Genomic DNA, 15,383 nt, shown 5'->3' with positions numbered 1-15,383 from the left:
CCAGTGACGGCAAGCACTCCTCTCCTTCTCGCGACGCTGCGGAAGTGGGCTCGCACCGGGTGTATCATCGGAGGGCTCGACACCGGCGCCTTTATTCTCGCCGACGCCGGGCTGCTCAACGGGCGGCGTGCCACCGTGCACTACGAGCACATCGATTCCTTCAAGGAACTCTACCCGGAAGTCGAAGTCTCGGAAGATATATTCATTCATGACGGGAAGCGTTTCACCTGCTGCGGCGGGATCGCTTCGGCCGACATCGCCCTCCATCTCATCCGGGCAAGCGCGGGAGACGCTTTGGCGAATGCTGCTGCTCGCTACATCTTCCACCCGACGCTGAGGCCTGCCGGCACGTCGCAAAACCCAGCGGGTGCAGAGCCCTTGGGGAGGACGACACCCAAGGTTGTTCGGTACGTCATTTCGATCATGGAACTGCACCTCGAGCAGACGCTCTCAATCCCGGAGCTTTGCGACAAGGCGGATGTTTCACAAAGGCAGCTTGACCGGCTCTTCAAACAATATGTCGGCAAGACGCCTGCACTCTACTATCGCGATATCCGCCTGGATCGAGCGCGCGGCCTCGTCACCCAGACAGACATGCTTATGTCAGAGATCGCCATTGCATCGGGGTTTTCGAGCCAAGTGCATTTCAGCCGGGCTTACCGCGAGCGGTTTGGGCTTCCCCCACGCTCGGACCGAGTCGAAGGGCGTATTCCGTTCGAGTTCAGGGCATGGCCGATGCACCGCAAGGCCCAGAACATCGTATAAGCACGTCAGGGCGGCCTCTGTCGGAAAATGCTAAACCAATGGCGAACCGCGCATAGATTGTTGTCGGCGGCGGTCCCAAGCTTGAGCTCTGTTGCCGGCCACGCTGTCGCGAAAACATAAGGTGATCCGATGACCCTGCGCCCTTCCCAAAACGATTTTGCCTCAATCAGGGAGGGGTACTCCCCTAATCCGTCCGCCTCGCTATCTCTCAAGAGCGACGCCTATACCGATCCATGCTGGCATGACGTCGATGTGAGCGCGATCCTTGCCAAAACATGGCAGTGGGTATGCCATGTCGAGAAGGTCAGGAATCCCGGCGACTATCTTGCCGTCGAGATTGCCGGGCAGCCGGTGGCTGTGGTGAGAGACCGCGAGGGTGTTCTGCGAGCCTTCTACAACGTGTGCAAACACCGTGCCCACGCCCTCCTGTCCGGCGAAGGGAATTCAAACAAGATAATGTGCCCCTACCATGCCTGGACGTACCGCCTTGACGGCCAGCTAGTCCGTGCGCCCCATACTGATACCCTCGAGAACTTCCAGACCAAGGACATTTGCCTTGACCAAGTCCAGGTCGAGGAATTCTGCGGCTTCATCTACGTCAATCTCGATCCGTCGGCTCCCTCTCTGAAATCGCAGACCGGGGATCTGGAAACGGAGATCCGCCACTGGGCACCGGACATCGACAAGCTCACGTTCGCCCATCGGCTGACCTATGACATCAAGTCGAACTGGAAGAACATCGTCGACAACTTCCTTGAATGCTACCATTGCCCGACGGCGCACAAGGACTTCTGTTCGCTCGTCGACATGAGCACCTACAAGGTGACCACCCACGGCATATATTCCAGCCACATGGCCGATGCCGGCAAGTCAGCCAATACCGCCTACGATGTGTCCAACGCGACGGTCCGGACCCATGCGGTCTGGTGGTTATGGCCCAATACCTGCCTGATGCGTTATCCGGGCCGGTCCTCAATGATCGTGCTGAGCATCATCCCGGCCGGTCCCGACCGCACGTTTGAAACCTATGACTTTTTCCTGGAGAGCAAAGAGCCCGACGCCACCGAACTGCAGACGATCAAGTATCTCGACGAGGTGCTTCAGGCCGAGGATATTGGCCTGGTCGAAAGTGTGCAGAAGGGCATGAACACGCCAGCCTTCACACAAGGCCGCATCGTGAATGATCCCAATGGGTCAGGACAGTCAGAGCACGCCCTGCACCATTTCCACGGACTGGTCCTTGACGCCTACGCGCGAGCTGCCCCCTAACCGGTCTGCGAAACCGGGCTGCAGGAGCGCCGCAACAGGTCGACGCTCCTCTACAAATGCACAGATCCAACAGCAGGCGGTGAACCGTGGGCGGCAATCTCTCAGGTAAAGTAGCGCTCGTGACCGGCGGCCGAGGAGGGATCGGTCGGGCGATCGGCGCGCGTCTCGTCAAAGAAGGGGCGACCGTCTATGCTGGAGACCTCTCGCAAACCGGATCATTGGGTGACACCGCGGAGGGTGAGACCCGCTTTGTCCGTCTGGACGTGACGTTGGAGACCAATGTCGCCGATGCCTTCGAGCTCATCGGACGCGAAAGCGGGAAACTGGACATTCTGGTCAATGCCGCCGGAATCGAGATCGAGAAAACCATCGAACATACGTCGCTCAGCGAGTGGAACCGCTGCTTCGCCGTCAATGTCACCGGCACTTTCCTGACGTCCAAATACGCCCTCCCCCTAATGCGAAAGGCAGTCAGCCAAGGGACTACAGCATCAATCATCAATTTCGGCAGCTATGACGGATTTATCGCCGACCCGGCCCTTGCGGCCTATTGCGCCAGCAAGGGCGCCGTCCATGCCCTCACGCGTGCGATGGCTTGCGACCATGGTCCCGAAGGCATCCGGGTCAATGCAATCTGCCCCGGATACATAGATACCCCCATGCTCCAGGCCTTCTTTGCCGGAGCAGGATCGGGTGGTGGCGGCGGCACCGTCGAAACCCTCCGCGATGCAGTGCGAAACGTGCACCCGATCCGAAATTACGGCACCCCTGATGATGTCGCCAACCTGGTGAATTGGTTGGCGGGGGACGAGGCTCGCTACGCGAGCGGACAATTGTGGATCCTTGACGGCGGGCTCACGGCCCAAGTCCAGCAGATGAGACTTTGAAAATGGCTAAACCAGTAATCATTACCTGCGCTCCGACCGGCGCAATCCATACGCCGACAATGTCGGAGTACCTGCCGATAACCCCCACTGAGATCGCGCAAGCCAGCATTGAAGCTGCCGAAGCAGGCGCTGCGATCATCCATCTGCATGCCCGCAACCCGGAAACGGGCAAGCCGGACGCCAGGCCGGAACTGTTTCAAGAGTTTTTGCCGCGCATCAAGCAATCCTGTGACGCAGTCCTCAACATCACGACGGGCGGCGGGCTCGGCATGACCCGCGAGGAGCGACTTCAGGCAGCTTTGAGAACCAGCCCCGAGATGGCCTCCATGAACATGGGTTCCATGAATTTCGGCATCTTTCCGATGCTCGATAAATACAAGGGCTGGAAGCACGCTTGGGAGCCTGAATTTCTGGCCATGACCAAGGACTTCATCTTTCGCAACACGTTCGGCGACATCGAATATTCGTTACGTGAGCTCGGGGACGGGCATGGTACACGCTTCGAATTCGAGTGCTACGATCTGGGCCATCTCTACAATCTCGCTTGGGTCGTGGACCAAGGCTGGATCAAGCCGCCCTTCTTCGTCCAGATGGTATTCGGTATCCTTGGAGGTGTGGGAGCCGATCTCGACAATCTGGTCCACATGCACACCATCGCCGAAAAGCTGTTTGGTGACGACTACGAGTGGTCTGTGCTAGCGGCCGGCCGCCATCAGATCCCGTTCACGACCCAAGCCGCCCTACTCGGCGGCAATTTGCGCGTCGGAATGGAGGACAGTCTCTACATTGGGCCCGGCGAGAAAGCCAAATCGAGCGCGGAACAGGTCCGGAAAATTCGCGCGATCGTTGAAAATCTGGGGCGCACGATCGCCACCCCGGAAGAGGTCCGCAAGCGGTTGCACCTGAAGGGTGCCGACCAGGTTGCGTTCTAGCATGTACACCAGGCTTCTTATCAATGGCGAACTGGTTGAGGGCGATGGCGAGAGCCATGCGATCGTAGATCCAGCAACGGCCCTGGTGATCTCGCAGGTCCGGGAGTCGAGTTTTGAACAGGTTGATGCAGCCGTAAGAGCGGCGGCCGAGGCCTTCGAGCATTATTCCCTGACTTCCCCCGCGCATCGATCAAGCCTTCTCCTGAGCATAGCCGATCTCATCGAGGCAAACGGCCAGCAGTTAGCCGAACTGGAAAGCCTGGACGTCGGGAAGCCTTGGCCGTCGGCCTACAATGACGAGCTGCCCCTCATCGTTGACACCTTTCGCTTTTTTGCAGGTGCCATTCGCACGATGACCGGATCGGCGGCGGGGGAATATGTTGCGGGCCACACGAGCATGATCCGGCGGGACCCTTTGGGACCGGTGGCGGCGATCACCCCTTGGAACTATCCACTAATGATGGCGGCCTGGAAAATTGCCGCGGCGTTGGCGGCGGGCTGTACTGTCGTCCTCAAACCCTCGGAAATCACCCCGCTGTCCACCCTGTATCTGGCCGAGCTCTTGGCGTCGGTCCTGCCCAAAGGCGTTCTCAATGTAATCCACGGTCGAGGCGCCACGGTTGGAGATCGGCTGATCCATGCCGCCGATATCGAGGTGATCGCCATTACAGGATCGCCGGCGACCGGCATGGCCGCCATGCGTGCCGCAGCGCAGACGCTTAAGCATGTCCACCTCGAACTGGGTGGAAAAGCCCCGGTCATCGTGTTCGCCGACGCTGACATTCCAACTGTCGCGAAAACGCTCCGAGGGGCCAGCTTTTTCAATGCGGGACAGGATTGCGCCCAACCCTGCCGGGTTCTGGCCGACGACAGCATCTATGACGCCCTCGTTGCCGCTGTCGCCTCGGAGGTCGCGGAGATCAAGGTCGGAGCGCAGAGGGCCCCGGGGACGGAAATGGGGCCGCTTGTATCGGCTGCACACCGGGATCGGGTCGCCGGGTTTGTGGAACGGGCCCGGGGAACGGCCGAGATCGTGCTTGGTGGCGACGTGGGCGACGGACCCGGCTATTTTTACAAGCCTACGGTGATCGCCAACGTCGACAACGACGCTGAGATCGCTCAGAGCGAGGTCTTTGGACCGGTCGTCACACTATCCAGATTTTCAGACGTCGCGGAGGCCATACGGATAGCAAATTCGGGGCGCTACGGACTAGCGTCTTCCGTTTGGACGCGTGACGTCGGAACGGCCATGTCGGTAACAAAACGCCTCCGCTACGGCTTCACTTGGGTAAACGCGCACGGTGTGGCGACGCCCGAGATGCCATGGGCGGCCATGAGGGGGTCCGGCACCGGCAGCGACATGTCTGTGTACGCCCTTAATGCGTACACAGCCGTTCGCCACGTCATGGTCTCACACACATGAGCAAACCGAGGGCGAGTAAGGTGGCAAGCGAAACCGGAATGGATGGCAAAGTGGCCATCGTAACAGGAGGCGGGCGCGGAATTGGCCGCGCCATCGTCGATCGCCTTCTTGCCGATGGCGCGAGCGTCGTGACCTGCGGTCGGGGTAGCCGACCTCAGGATCTGTCAAGCTCCGTAGTCTGGGTTCAGGCTGACGTTGCCGACAGGAATCACGCGGCGGCGCTGGTTAGGGCGGCAGGCGAGAACTTCGGCAGCGCGGCCATTCTGGTCAACAATGCCGGGGTTCAGCTTGAAAAAACCGTCATCGAGACCAGCGATGATGACTGGGATGTGGTGGTCGGCACCAATTGCAAGGGTACCTTCAACATGTGCCGCGAAGTATTGCCGCAAATGTCGGAACACGGAGGCAGCATCGTCAATATAGGATCTATTTCCGGCAACGTTTCGGATCCTCGGATGGCCGTCTACAACGCCTCAAAGGCGTTCGTTCACGGCCTTACCCGTTCCATCGCAGTCGATCACGGGCCCCGTGTGCGGTGCAACGCCGTAAGCCCCGGGTGGATCAGGACCGGCATGGCATCAGAAGGCTTTGCTTTGGCCCGCGCTCCTGAGCGAGCCGAGGCAGATGCGGTCGCCAGGCATGCAGTCGGCAGGCTGGGCGAGCCAGAAGATATTGCCAATGCCGTGGCCTGGTTGGTTTCCGACCAGGCATCGTTCGTGACCGGGCAATGTTTCATCATCGATGGCGGGCTCACCGCAGCATCTCCCTTGCAACCTGGATTATTTTAAATGTCTGATCTCAAGCACACGGCAGTACTTGGTGCGGGCGTCATTGGCGCGAGCTGGACGGCGTTGTTCCTGGCTTCGGGCTACAGCGTCTCCGTTTTTGACGTTTCGGACTCCGCTGAAACCCAGGTGAGGAAGTACGTTGAGAATGCCTGGCCCGTGCTGAAAGACCTCGGCCTCGCCAAGAACGGCAACCCGGATCGGGTCAGTTTTCATAAGTCGGCGACCAAGGCTGTCGATGGCGCTCAGTTCATTCAGGAAAGCGTTCCCGAGAGGCTTCCGATCAAACATGAGCTCTACGCCACTATTGAGCCTGCCATAACGCCCGAAGCCGTCGTGGCGACGTCTGCTTCGGGGCTGACCCTCACCGAAATGCAAGCCGGGTGGAAGGACCCTTCTCGTTTCGTCCTTGGGCATCCCTTCAATCCTCCGCACCTCATTCCTTTGGTTGAGGTAAAGGGCAATGAGCGGACGGGGCACGGCGTCATTGAAACCGTCGAACGCTTCTATGCCAGCGCCGGCAAGGTCACTATCCGCGTCAACCGCGAAGTGCCCGGCCACGTGGCTAACCGCCTGCAAGCCGCCGTGTGGCGCGAGGCAATTCATCTTGTAAAGACAGGCGTGGCAAGCGTCGAAGACGTCGACAAGGCGATGTGGGCTGGACCGGGCCTTCGTTGGGCCGCCATGGGTCCAACAATGTTGTTCCACCTCGGCGCGGGAGAAGGTGGCTTAGCCGCTTTTTGCGAGCGCTATACGGACAGCTTCAATCGCTGGTGGGACGATCTTGGGGTCCTTCATCTGGAACCGGAGCTTGCGAAGCAACTGGTTTCTGGCATCGCCCAAGCAGCTGACGGCCAGACCCCTGCAGATTTGGCAGCGCATCGCGACGGCCTCATCACCGCAATGCTGAAGGCGATAGCGCCCCTGCGCGCCAACTGAGGGGACTTGGCATGACCAACGAAACGATCGACAAGAACGGCCCGGTCGTCGTCGTTGGGGCCGGCCAAGCGGGTTTTTCCGTCTGTGCGAAGTTGCGGGACTTTGGGCATATCGGGCCGATTACATTGGTCGGCAACGAGCCCCAGCTGCCGTATCAGCGTCCGCCGCTTTCCAAAGGGTATCTGCTGGGCGATATCACTGAAGAACGGTTGTTCTTGAGGCCGCTCGCCTTTTACGAGCAGAATGCGATTCAGCTCCGTCTCGGAGCCCAGGTTGAAGAAATCGACAGACAGCGCCAGAACGTATTGCTAAGCGATCGGTCGGTTCTGCCCTACAGTCATCTCGTTCTTGCGACCGGGTCTCGGCCTCGGCTCTTGAACCAGGAACAAGGCGGAGACCTTGAAGGTGTCTACTATGTCAGGTCCATCGCGGACACCAAGAAAATGGCGCCGGAGTTCAAGGCGGGGCGCCATGTACTTGTTGTCGGTGGCGGATATATCGGCCTCGAAGCCGCTGCCGTCTCGTCAAAGCTTGGACTAAGGGTCACCCTGATCGAAAGCGCGCCGCGGATCTTGCAGCGCGTGGCGTCGGTTCAAACGGCATCATTCTTTCAACAGCTCCACCGAAGCCACGACGTGGAGATTTGCGAGGGCGTTGAGCTAGCGATGCTGACTGGCCGCGATGGCCGTGTGGCGCAGGCCCACATGAAAGACGGGCGCGCGTTTGACGTGGATTTCGTAATCGTCGGCATCGGGATCCACCCGAATGTCGAATTGGCCCAGGCGGCCGGATTGGAAATCGACAACGGCATCAAGGTTGACGCCCAATGCCGGACCTCTGATCCGACCATTTTTGCCGCCGGCGATTGTGCCTCATTCCCTTGGAAAGGACGACGCATAAGACTCGAAAGCGTTGGCAACGGCATCGATCAGGGCGAGGCCGTCGCAAAAACGATCATGCTCGCTGCTGGAGGCTATACAGCAAAGCCTTGGTTCTGGTCAGATCAGTTCGACATCAAGTTACAGATCGTTGGATTGGCCGCAGGACATGATTCAGCAGTCATGAGAAAGATTTCCGAAAACGCCCTCTCCATTTGGCACTATCGGGGCGACGAGCTCCTGGCGGTCGATGCCATCAACCAGCCTGCCGTGTTCATGGTGTCCAAGCGTCTGATTGAAGCCGGGAAATCGCCGGGCCCCAAGGTCGTTGCCGATTTGGATATCGAACTCAAATCGCTTCTGCATTCCTGATCACCGGGGCGCCCGTCACTTAGCCCATCACGTAGGTCGCAACATGAACGCTTTACCCCAAAAGCTCACAATCGGATTTATCCTCGCCCGCGCATTCACGCTTTCGGCATTCGCGCTGTTCGTCGACACAATCCGCCTCGCAAGCGATGAACTGGACCATTCAGGGCGTGTAACCGCAGACTGGCAAGTCATGAGCAGCAGCCGCAACCTCATTACCTCGAGTTGCGGTATTAGCGTCGCTCCCACGTCAGCGTTTGTCGACCCAAGCCGATTTCAGTACATCGTCGTGGTCGGAGGTCTTCTCAATGATGAAAATCCGGTCGATCGCGAGACCATCGATTTTCTCAAACGAGCGGCAGCCGCCAAGGTGCCGCTCATCGGAGTCTGTACGGGATCGTTCATCTTGGCCGAAGCAGGATTGATGCGGTATCATCAGACCTGCGTAAGCTGGTTGCATATAAAGGAGTTCCGCGAACGCTTTCCGGACAATCCCGTCCGCGCGGACTGCATTTTCAATCTCGATCGGAGGCGCGGTTCTTGCGTCGGAGGAACCAGTGCTGCGGATATGGCGGCCACGCTGGTGCGACGCCACATCAGCAGCCGGGCCGAACGGAACGCGCTCGAGGTTCTTCAAATCGACCAGGCCAGACCCTCCGTGCACATCCAGCCTCGCCGGCCTCTGTTTAAGGATTTCAGCAACATCCACGTCAAAGTCGCGCTCATGACCATGGAGCAGAACCTCGACGGGATGACGATTGAAGATCTGGCAGCAAGGATCGGTGTCTCGCGGCGGCAGCTCGAGCGGGTCTTCATCGAAACAACAGGGCTCTCCCCGGCACGAGCCTTCAAACAGATTCGCATGGATTACGCCAAACGAATGATCTCAAAGACGAGGGCTTCGAACATTGAAGTCGCGCTGGAGGTTGGCCTGAAGAACGCTTCCCATTTTACGAGAAGCTTCAAAAGAGTGCACGGCCAAACACCATCACAGGTAAGGGGCAATTCCGGGGCTTCCGACAATCATGAATCGACATGGCAGTGAGAAACGCTCTTGTCGCCTACTCATGCCTCGGCCTCGCAATCCTATTCGAGGTCACGGGTTCTACATTTCTGCAGAAGTCCCAACAGTTTACAAAAATAGTGCCGACGCTGACTTTCATCGCCTTATACGGGGTATCGTTCTGGTTCCTGTCGCAAGCACTGAAAAGCATGCCACTCGGTGTTGCCTATGCCATATGGTCAGGTCTCGGCATCGTACTGACTGCGACAATCAGCGTGGTTATCTTCCGACAGGTGTTGGATACGGCAGCAATCATTGGTATTGCCCTGATTGTTAGCGGCGTGGTGGTCATGCAGGTGTTCTCTGAAGCTGCAACCCACTAACGGAGTATTTCCCATGGCTGACCCCGGAAGTTGCTGCATAGGGCGATACAAAATGGGAAGTAGCTCAACCTTGAACAGAGCTAACCGATAGGCGCCGAGAAACGGGAAGCACGTCAAGAAACTGCTGGCAGGCGAGGTTTTGACACGAAGTAGCGATAATTAAGCGAAGAGCAAGGTAGTCATGCTTGGTATTGTTGACGCAGGCGGCCCGCCGTTGGCCATCACTTTGGGAGAAACGGCACGCGCGGTAGGGAGCGCCGCTTTTCATGATCGTCTCCTGCGTCTCCTTGCGACGCTCCTGGACTGGGATCGCCGCATAGCTATCGGGTATTTCGATGGTGTGAGCCCAGAATTTTTCTTTAGCGAGGGCGTGCCGGACGACTGCCGGGACTTGTATCTGTCGAGCTACTATCAGTTTGATCCGTTTCTGCGGTACTGGGCGGGGAGTCGGCAATGCGGTGTGGTCACGCTTCATGATGTGGCGTCGCTGGACTATGACGGGACCTTTATCAAGGTCTTCAACCCGATGATCGGCATCTCGGATGAAGTCGGCATTCTTCTGCCCTGGTTTTGCGGATCGACGCTGGGGTTATTCCTCGAACGTACACACGGTCAATACTCGGTCGAGAGCATTCGGTTGCTGCGGAATTTCTATCCGCTCATCCTCGGTTTGCAGGAGGCGCATCTCTCTTGCATAGGCAAGACGCTCGAAGTGAAAGCCGCGATGGCTGCAGCGTCGCATGGGTCGCATGCTGTCCTGATCATCGGTGCTCGCGGCGAACGCCTCTTCGCGAGCAGCGGGTGGGATCAAGCGGAAATAGACGTTCCAGGACTGGCGTCCAGTCTGGATGCATCCTTGAATGGCAACCATACGTCACTGTGCATTGGCGATCGACACACCCTCGCGATCCAACCTCTCCAGTTAGGTTTGCCCGCACTTGACGAGGGATGGATTTATGTCCTGCGGGAGGCACCCGTTCGGATAGACGGGCTGGACATAGATGGTGGCGTGAATTCGTTCAGCATGAGTGAGCTTACCCCGCGTGAGAGCGAGGTGGTGAAGCTCATTCTGGCTGGCTATCCTACCCTGTTGATCGCGAAGAAATTGGGCATCAGTCGCGGCACTGTCAAAAATCATCGTAACTGTATTTACGAGAAACTCGACATCACGACTGAGCGCGAACTTTTCCTCCTGCTTCTAGAGCATCTAGGCAGCCACTCAAGAAGGAGGGATAGCTGAACGTTCGAGCCAGCCTCAGTTAGAGGAACTTGCAGAGTGGAAAACGACGACCGCTATCGCCGAAATTCGCGGGTCGTGAACCTCCGGAGTAGTGCGCCTCACTGCCAAACCGACAAGGAGAGCCGCTGAATTCATTGCGCCGTGTAGCCGCCATCCACGAGGAAGTCCGCGCCAGTGATGGCCTGCGACTCATCGCTCGCCAAAAACAGCGCAGCCGCAGCGATGTCCTGCGGCCGACCGAGCCGACCGAGCGGATGGGCATTTTCAAGCGCTTGGCGATTTCCGGCCGGAAGCTCGGCCAGCCAGCGCTCCATCATGGGAGTGAGTGTGTAGGTCGGTGAGACCTGGTTGCAGCGCACACCGAGCGCCGTCCTAGCGAGGTGAAGCGCTGTCGACTTGGTCAGCATGCCGACGCCTCCTTTGCTCGCCGTATAGGCGGCAGAGGCGCCGTCAGCAACGCGGCCGAGAATTGAGCCGATGTTGATAATGGAGCCGTTTCCTTGCTGCCGCATGGGCGCAATCACATGCTTACAGCCGAGAAACATACCATCCAGATTAACCGCGAAGGTTCTCGCGAGGGTTTCGGGGGTGCAGGCCTCAACCGTATCTCCGTGGAGCGAGATGCCGGCGGCATTGACGAGAACGTCAATGCCGCCGTGCCGCGCGAGAATCTCACGGATCAGTGACACCCAGTCTTCCTCGACGGAGACATCCATTTGCCGTGACTCCGGTCCGGAAATGGCTTCAAGGTCAGCCGACACGATCACTGCGCCTTCCGAACGGAAGCGCTCTGCAATGGCAGCGCCTATGCCCGAAGCGGCACCTGTCACGATGGCTACTTTGCCGGCGAGTTTCATGCAGTTGCCCCCCCATCGATTACATACTCGGCGCCGGTAAGGAATGAGGCCTCCGACGAGCACAGCCAGACGATGAGGTTGGCGACCTCATCGGGGACGATGCGCCGGCCGATCGGCTGAGCGTCATTCCATTGCTGCTCAGACGATAGGGTGGCTTCGGCGAAGAAACCCGTCAACATGGGAGTATCGACTACGCCAGGATGCACTGAATTGCAGCGGATGGGATCGCCGCGCCGGGCACAGAAAAGTGCTACCTCCTTGCTGAGAAGGCGCACCGCTCCCTTGCTTGCATCATAGGCAGCAAGCTCAGCGTCAGCTTTGATCCCAGAAACCGATGACACGTTGATGATCGCGCCGCCGCCGGTTTGCCGCATCAGGGGCAGCACGGCCTGACAGCCGAAGAATGTCCCGTAGAGGTTCACGGCCATGACTTTGCGCCACAGTTCCAATGAGGTGCTTTCAACCGTTCCTTCGAATAGAATGCCGGCAGAGTTGACCAGCGCATCGAGCCGGCCATACCGCGCGCGCACGCTGTCAACCATAGCTAGCCAGCGATCGGGGTCGGTGACGTCGAGCTCGATCCATTCCCCTGTTCCCTGACCCGCAGCAGACTGCCTAAGATCACCTGAGATTACGGTCGCGCCATTGGCGGCGAAGCGCCGGCAGCAGGCGAGCCCAATGCCTGAGCTGCCGCCGGCGACAATGACGACTGGGGCGGCTGAACTCATCTTATTTCTCCGCAATCGCGGCTTGCGATAGTGGGTCTCTCGCTCATGATCGTTTCGGGCCCTTCTGCCTCTTCGTTAAGGACATGTGGGCTAGGTAGCTGACCGACCGGTTCGCAAAAATGCGAGACGGCGTCTTCGGAGAGAAACTCGATGTGGCTCATCGGGACACTACTCTGCTGCTTGCAAGGATAAAAGATTCTGGTCGACGGCCCCATTAGCCCATACGGAAACCGCGATAGCCGCTTTTCGCGACCTCTTCGCAGGCGTGGGCATAAACCTGGAAACCGTCGACATACGGCATAAAAATGCGCGCCTTGCCTGGTACATTGGCGCCGAGGTACCAGGAGTTTGCCTTCACATAGAGCGTCTTGGCGGCGCTTTCGGTCACCATACGCGCCCAATCTTCCTGTGCTTCGCTTTTTGCCTCTATCTCGCGAAGCCCGTTCGCTTCAGCATGGGCGATGAAACTAGCAATCCACTCCACATGCTGTTCGCCGGCAAGGATCATGTTGGCCAGCACCGAGGGGCTGCCGGGGCCGGTAATCGTGAACATGTTGGGAAAGCCTGCCACAGCCACGCCCAGATAGGATCGCGGGCCGTCGCGCCACTGTTCCTTGAGCAACGCGCCCCTACGACCGCGGATGTCGATGGCGTTCAGTGCGCCGGTCATGGCATCGAAGCCGGTCGCGAGAACCAACGTGTCAAACCGATGCTCGCCGTCGTTCGTGCACAGACCGCTTTCCGTAATCTCGACGATCGGGTCGACTTTGATATCGACAATCGTGACGTTTTCACGGTTGTAGGTTTCGAAATAGTCGGTATCGACGCAGAGCCGCTTCGAACCGAAGGGGTGGTCCTTTGGACAGAGGATCTCGGCCACTCTCGGGTTCTTGACAGTGGCACGAATCTTATTGCGGACGAACTCGGCCGCAAGATCATTTGCTCTTTCGTCCACCATCACGTCGGCAAACGCATATTGGTAGTTGAAGCCGCCTTCCCGCCAGCGCTTTTCGAACTGAACTTCGCGTTCCGCGGGCGACAGATCGAGGACCGAGGTATAATACTCGTCGGCATAGTCGCCGGCATATGATTCACGCGCCTTCTGCCGCAGTGCCCGATACTTGCGTTTCAACTCCGCTTCTTGCTCGGCAGGGAGGGGGCTGTTCCAGGCCGGGATCGAGTAGTTGGCAGTGCGCTGAAACACCCTAAGTTGCTTCGCCTGGCTAGCGATGATGGGGATGGACTGGATACCCGACGAACCAGTTCCAATGAGCCCCACCGTCTGGCCGGAGAAGTCATGTCCCTCCGCCGGCCAATCCGCAGTGTGCAGCACGCGCCCTCTGAAGCGTTCAAGCCCGGTCAGGTCGGGCACCTTGGGAACGGACAGACAGCCAGTTGCCATCACAAGATAGCGGCATCGGAAGGTTTCGCCGGCGTCTGTGCTGACGAGCCAGCGGAGCTCGGTTTCGTCATACTCGGCTTTGGCAACCGTCGCGTTGAAAACGATGTCGCGGCGCAGTTCGAAACGATCAGCCACGTGGTTGGCATAGCGCAGAATGTCAGGTTGCATCGCATAGCGGTGCGGCCAAACCCATTCCTGCTCGAGTTCCTCCGAGAAGGAATATGAGTAGCTCATGCTTTCCACGTCGCAACGCGCACCAGGATAACGGTTCCAGTGCCAGACACCGCCGACCCCGCTGCCACGCTCAATCGCAGACACACTCAGGCCAAGCTGCCGCAAGCTGTGGAGCATGTACATGCCGGCGAAGCCTGCCCCGATAACAATAGCGTCGCGATCCTGCATTGGTGTCTCCCCGGCTGGTGGTTCCGGATCATCTGCCTCTAACGTCGAGAATGAGTATTTAGTGCGAGGCAAGAATTGACCGGTGTCCGCAAAATGTCCCTGAACGCTAGTGCGACAGGAATGTTGACGGAATAGGCCTAAAGGCACCCCGCCGGTAAGAGTGTTGCTTCCGCACGGTTTTGTCAGTTGGCCTGCAGCCGGTTCCGTCAAGCCGGTTCAGGCCAACTCTCCACTTGCGCTTCCGGTGATCATGTTTGGGACCATCATGGCCGCCCTGTCGATGCTGGCGATTGCGGCCCTTGTCGACACGCGACCTTGGCTAGCAAGTCTATATCGCGCTTGGCAGAGTAGACGCTGGATTGCAGGATTGGGTATCGTGGCAGGTCGTTCTATCTCGCTATCTTGGTCTATCACCTGACCCAAGCGGGAACTCGACAGGCGGTCTCCATCGAATTAGACCCCGGAGCACACTTCGAGATACTCGATCAACTGCGAATAGATTGCGGCATCCGCTTCCGTATGTTTCTCTGCGTAGAAACGACCACCTCATAATCCTGCAGCAAGATTGGCCATCATCTCCACGAGCTGATCGCTGAAGTTGCCGTCGGAGGCACTCTTGTTCTCGAGCACGCTGAAGTAGACGACGACAGTGCCGGTGTCAGGGTTTGCAAGCATGTACTGACCGCCCCAGCCGCCGTGGCCGAGCCAGGTGCCGTCGGTCATGGTTTGGCGGCTATACTGGCGTGACTTCTGGAGAGAAGGCCCGGGGTTGCGGCGGGTGTCTTCGATGAAGGCGGCATCGCCCACATGGCGGCCCTCGACACCCTCACCCTCGCGCGCGAAGAGCAGGCCGTAGCGCGCGAGGTCCCGGGCAGAGAGGCAGGCACCCCCGTTAATCAGGGGCACGCCCTCGCGGTCGCAGGTGATGTGGAAGCATCCTTCGAGACCCGCGGCCTCGACGATCTCGATCAGCCAGTCACGCAGCGGCCGGCCACTGGCGCGCTCGACTATCCAGCCGATGACCTCGCTGTTAGTCGACTTGTAGAGCGCGTGGCCAGTACGGTTCACGAGATCATCGCTAGCGACTCCACAGAGGAAGGCTCGAATTGTCCCCTCCTTCT

Annotated in this window: 15 protein-coding genes; 11 read left to right on the top strand and 4 right to left on the bottom strand. The window is 58.7% G+C overall.

All coding sequences use genetic code 11. The features are described 5' to 3' along the window. The 11 genes from EOC94_RS32275 to EOC94_RS32225 all read left to right on the top strand — a co-directional run. Nucleotides 1-765, top strand: a 765-nt coding sequence (locus EOC94_RS32275) for a helix-turn-helix domain-containing protein (protein WP_127295604.1), incomplete at its 5' end; no start/stop codon positions are given. Nucleotides 766-894: 129 nt separating this feature from the next. Further along, nucleotides 895-2,034, top strand: a complete 1,140-nt coding sequence (locus EOC94_RS32270) for a ring-hydroxylating oxygenase subunit alpha (RefSeq protein ID WP_127295602.1) — start codon at nt 895-897, stop codon at nt 2,032-2,034. Between the two features lie 86 nt (nt 2,035-2,120). Next, nucleotides 2,121-2,921, top strand: coding sequence for an SDR family oxidoreductase (locus EOC94_RS32265; protein ID WP_127295600.1), 801 nt, complete (start codon nt 2,121-2,123; stop codon nt 2,919-2,921). 2 nt (nt 2,922-2,923) lie between these two features. Then, nucleotides 2,924-3,853 carry a 3-keto-5-aminohexanoate cleavage protein gene (locus EOC94_RS32260; protein ID WP_127295598.1) on the top strand — a complete coding sequence of 310 codons (930 nt, stop codon included), beginning with the start codon at nt 2,924-2,926 and terminating at the stop codon, nt 3,851-3,853. A gap of 1 nt (nt 3,854) precedes the next feature. Continuing rightward, nucleotides 3,855-5,276, top strand: a complete 1,422-nt coding sequence (locus tag EOC94_RS32255) for an aminobutyraldehyde dehydrogenase (protein ID WP_127295596.1) — start codon at nt 3,855-3,857, stop codon at nt 5,274-5,276. Between the two features lie 20 nt (nt 5,277-5,296). Next, entirely contained in the window at nt 5,297-6,064 is a 768-nt protein-coding gene (locus EOC94_RS32250) for an SDR family oxidoreductase (RefSeq protein WP_127295594.1), read from the top strand. Beyond that, nucleotides 6,065-7,000: a 3-hydroxyacyl-CoA dehydrogenase NAD-binding domain-containing protein gene (locus EOC94_RS32245; protein ID WP_127295592.1), complete on the top strand. Its 936-nt coding sequence runs from the start codon at nt 6,065-6,067 to the stop codon at nt 6,998-7,000. An 11-nt stretch (nt 7,001-7,011) separates the two neighbouring features. Beyond that, complete coding sequence (locus EOC94_RS32240) at nt 7,012-8,250, top strand: FAD-dependent oxidoreductase (protein WP_127295590.1); 1,239 nt, start codon at nt 7,012-7,014, stop codon at nt 8,248-8,250. 43 nt (nt 8,251-8,293) lie between these two features. Next, nucleotides 8,294-9,292 carry a helix-turn-helix domain-containing protein gene (locus EOC94_RS32235; protein WP_127295588.1) on the top strand — a complete coding sequence of 333 codons (999 nt, stop codon included), beginning with the start codon at nt 8,294-8,296 and terminating at the stop codon, nt 9,290-9,292. After that, complete coding sequence (locus tag EOC94_RS32230) at nt 9,283-9,633, top strand: multidrug efflux SMR transporter (protein WP_185928371.1); 351 nt, start codon at nt 9,283-9,285, stop codon at nt 9,631-9,633. The genes EOC94_RS32235 and EOC94_RS32230 overlap by 10 nt, the downstream gene beginning before the upstream one ends. Before the next feature lie 181 nt (nt 9,634-9,814). Continuing rightward, on the top strand, nt 9,815-10,873 hold the full coding sequence (locus EOC94_RS32225) for a helix-turn-helix transcriptional regulator (RefSeq protein ID WP_245465703.1): 1,059 nt from the start codon (nt 9,815-9,817) through the stop codon (nt 10,871-10,873). Between the two features lie 131 nt (nt 10,874-11,004). Here EOC94_RS32225 and EOC94_RS32220 read toward each other — a convergent pair whose 3' ends face one another. The 4 genes from EOC94_RS32220 to EOC94_RS32205 form a co-directional block, all read right to left on the bottom strand. Further along, the gene (locus tag EOC94_RS32220) at nt 11,005-11,730 is read right to left on the bottom strand and encodes an SDR family oxidoreductase (RefSeq protein WP_127295586.1); all 726 of its coding nucleotides are present in this window, start codon (nt 11,728-11,730) and stop codon (nt 11,005-11,007) included. Continuing rightward, nucleotides 11,727-12,458 carry an SDR family oxidoreductase gene (locus tag EOC94_RS32215; RefSeq protein WP_127295584.1) on the bottom strand — a complete coding sequence of 244 codons (732 nt, stop codon included), beginning with the start codon at nt 12,456-12,458 and terminating at the stop codon, nt 11,727-11,729. Before EOC94_RS32215 ends, EOC94_RS32220 begins: the two co-directional genes overlap by 4 nt. Before the next feature lie 214 nt (nt 12,459-12,672). Further along, the gene (locus EOC94_RS32210) at nt 12,673-14,262 is read right to left on the bottom strand and encodes an NAD(P)/FAD-dependent oxidoreductase (RefSeq protein ID WP_127295582.1); all 1,590 of its coding nucleotides are present in this window, start codon (nt 14,260-14,262) and stop codon (nt 12,673-12,675) included. A gap of 546 nt (nt 14,263-14,808) precedes the next feature. Continuing rightward, on the bottom strand, nt 14,809-15,383 hold a 575-nt coding region (locus tag EOC94_RS32205; RefSeq protein WP_148128448.1), incomplete at its 5' end, for a serine hydrolase.

Origin of the sequence: Mesorhizobium sp. M6A.T.Ce.TU.016.01.1.1, from assembly GCF_003997065.1 — a bacterium.
Taxonomy (GTDB): Bacteria; Pseudomonadota; Alphaproteobacteria; order Rhizobiales; family Rhizobiaceae; genus Mesorhizobium; species Mesorhizobium mediterraneum.
This window is presented reverse-complemented; position numbering and strand designations above follow the sequence as displayed.

Excerpts from the sequence above, each read along its gene's own strand:
- EOC94_RS32270 (WP_127295602.1), top strand. The coding sequence starts at position 895 with ATGACCCTGCGCCCTTCCCAAAACGATTTTGCCTCAATCAGGGAGGGG.
- EOC94_RS32260 (WP_127295598.1), top strand. The coding sequence starts at position 2,924 with ATGGCTAAACCAGTAATCATTACCTGCGCTCCGACCGGCGCAATCCAT.
- EOC94_RS32255 (WP_127295596.1), top strand. The coding sequence starts at position 3,855 with ATGTACACCAGGCTTCTTATCAATGGCGAACTGGTTGAGGGCGATGGC.
- EOC94_RS32245 (WP_127295592.1), top strand. The coding sequence starts at position 6,065 with ATGTCTGATCTCAAGCACACGGCAGTACTTGGTGCGGGCGTCATTGGC.
- EOC94_RS32240 (WP_127295590.1), top strand. The coding sequence starts at position 7,012 with ATGACCAACGAAACGATCGACAAGAACGGCCCGGTCGTCGTCGTTGGG.
- EOC94_RS32235 (WP_127295588.1), top strand. The coding sequence starts at position 8,294 with ATGAACGCTTTACCCCAAAAGCTCACAATCGGATTTATCCTCGCCCGC.
- EOC94_RS32230 (WP_185928371.1), top strand. The coding sequence starts at position 9,283 with ATGGCAGTGAGAAACGCTCTTGTCGCCTACTCATGCCTCGGCCTCGCA.
- EOC94_RS32225 (WP_245465703.1), top strand. The coding sequence starts at position 9,815 with ATGCTTGGTATTGTTGACGCAGGCGGCCCGCCGTTGGCCATCACTTTG.
- EOC94_RS32220 (WP_127295586.1), bottom strand. The coding sequence starts at position 11,730 with ATGAAACTCGCCGGCAAAGTAGCCATCGTGACAGGTGCCGCTTCGGGC.
- EOC94_RS32215 (WP_127295584.1), bottom strand. The coding sequence starts at position 12,458 with ATGAGTTCAGCCGCCCCAGTCGTCATTGTCGCCGGCGGCAGCTCAGGC.
- EOC94_RS32210 (WP_127295582.1), bottom strand. The coding sequence starts at position 14,262 with ATGCAGGATCGCGACGCTATTGTTATCGGGGCAGGCTTCGCCGGCATG.